Origin of the sequence: Paraburkholderia sp. Ac-20336 (assembly GCF_017105025.1) — a bacterium.
Taxonomy (GTDB): domain Bacteria; phylum Pseudomonadota; class Gammaproteobacteria; order Burkholderiales; family Burkholderiaceae; genus Paraburkholderia.
Genome location: NZ_JAAGPS010000272.1, coordinates 1 through 2,121, shown reverse-complemented (window position 1 = coordinate 2,121; position 2,121 = coordinate 1). Strand labels below are relative to the sequence as shown.

The 2,121-nt window shown below is 67.8% G+C and carries 1 protein-coding gene; it reads left to right on the top strand.

The features are described from left to right. Positions 1–2,051, top strand: a 2,051-nt coding sequence (locus GXB81_RS30910; protein WP_205991201.1) for a CHAT domain-containing protein, incomplete at its 5' end; no start/stop codon positions are given. Positions 2,052–2,121 lie beyond the last annotated feature (70 nt).

Sequence of the window (2,121 nt, the reverse complement as noted above, 5' to 3'; positions counted from 1 at the left end):
CCCCCGAATCGTTCGGTTTTCGCCAGGCCGAGGAACGCGAACGCGACGCCGAAACGATCAACACATTGACCGCCGAAGGGCGTCTGCTGCTCTCGCGCGATCACGTCAAACTTCCCGCCTACGACTATTGCAGCATGTCCGTTTCGGCGGCCGAGCGCGGCGACTTTCGTGACAGCGTCGACGCCGCCGCGCGCGCGCTCGTGGTCGCCGGGCAGACCAATAACGCGGACCTCGCGGCCCTGTCCAAGCGCGACCTCGCGATCGCCTACAGCTATGCCGGCGATCTCGACAACGCCGAACGCTACGCCCGCGAGGCGCTCGCCTCGACGCCGAAGGCGCCCGAGCAGGTCTACGCGCCGGCCGACAAGGTACTCGGCGATGTCGCGTTGCGCCGGGGCAAACCCCGCGAGGCGCTGGCCGCCTACAACGATGCGCTGGCGACCGCGTCGCCGCGCTACAAGCCGCTCGTGCTGATGTCGGTGATCAATGCGCAGCTTGCCGCCGGCGACACGGCCGGCGCGCGCCAGACCTTCGACGCGATCGGCGCGCCGGCCACGGCGGAACTTGCCCCCGAGTATCAGCGTATCGAAGGCAATCTGCTGCTTGCCGAAGGCAAGCCCGAGGATGCACGACGCGCGTTCGAAGCGCTGCTGGGCCAAAGCGGCAATTCCGGCGACGCGAACTACGACCGCCTGTGGGCTCACGAAGGCATCGGCCGCGCCGATCTCGCGCTCAACGACAAGCCGCATGCGCGCGAAGCCTATCTGCTGGCCGTCGACGACGCCGAGAAAATCCGCGCGCGGTTTCGCAGCGACGAGTTCAAGACCGGCCTGTTCGGCGATACGCAAACGGTCTTCGAAGAGGCCATCGCATTGAGTGTCGACGCCGGCGACTACGAGGGCGCGTGGATGCTGTCCGAGCGCAGCCGCGCGCGGGCGCTGCTCGACGTCGTGCGCAACCGGGTCGATGCCGGCGTCGACGACCGTCAACTGAACGGCCAGGTGCCGAGCCTTGCTGCGACGCGCGCCGTGCTCAAGCCGAACGAGGCGATCGTCGAATACCACAGCCTCGACAAGGAGATGATCGTCTGGGTGGTGCGTCGCGACGGCCTGACCGGCTACACCTTGCCGATCGCGCGCGCCGACATGGACGCCGCCGTGACCGACATGCGCAACGCGATCGTGCATCGCCGCCCGGCCGCGCTCACCTACGGCGACAAGCTCGATGCGCTGCTGATCGCGCCGCTCGGCCTGCGCCCGAACGAGCGGCTCATCATCGTGCCGCACGGCGCGCTGCACTATCTGCCGTTCCAGGCGCTGCACAATGCCGACGGCTTCCTGATCGAACGCCATCCGATCGCGCTCGCGCCGTCGGCGAGTGTCGCCATTCAACTCGCGCAACGCCAGCAGAAGATCGCGAGCGACCTGGTCGCGTTCGGCAATCCGACCATCACGCCCGCGTATGCGCTGCCGGGCGCCGAGGCGGAAGTGCAGGGCATCGCGCCGCTGTTCGCGCACAACGAGGTGTTTCTGCACGGCGACGCCACGCGCCTGAGCTTTCGCGACAACGCGCCGGCGGGCCGCGTGCTGCACGTGGCGACCCACGCCCAGGCCGACACGATCGATCCGCTGCACTCGCGCATCCTGCTCGCGCCGGCGACGCAGCCCGCCGACGGCCCCGACTCGCTGCTCGCCAAGGACATCTACAACCTCAAGCTCAACAACGTTTCGCTCGTCACGCTGTCGGCCTGCGAGACCGGGCTGGGGCGGATCGCGCGCGGCGACGAGATTCTCGGTTTCACGCGCGCGTTTTTCTATGCCGGTGCGACGAGCCTGATCGTGTCGATGTGGCCGGTCGCCGACGAATCGAGCGCGCTGACGATGCGCACCTTTTACTCGCAACTCGCCGAAGGCCATGAGGCGATCGATGCGATGCGCACCGCGCAACTGGCGGTGCTGCACACGCCGCGTTTCGCGCATCCGTTTTTCTGGGCGCCATTCGATCTGATGGGCGGCTGGCGCCTGACTATCGCGCGGCCGCAACAGGGATGAACCGACACCTCGACCTACATCGATGAAAAGACTCCGACTGATCGCCGCGGCGGTGTCCTGCGGCAGCGTA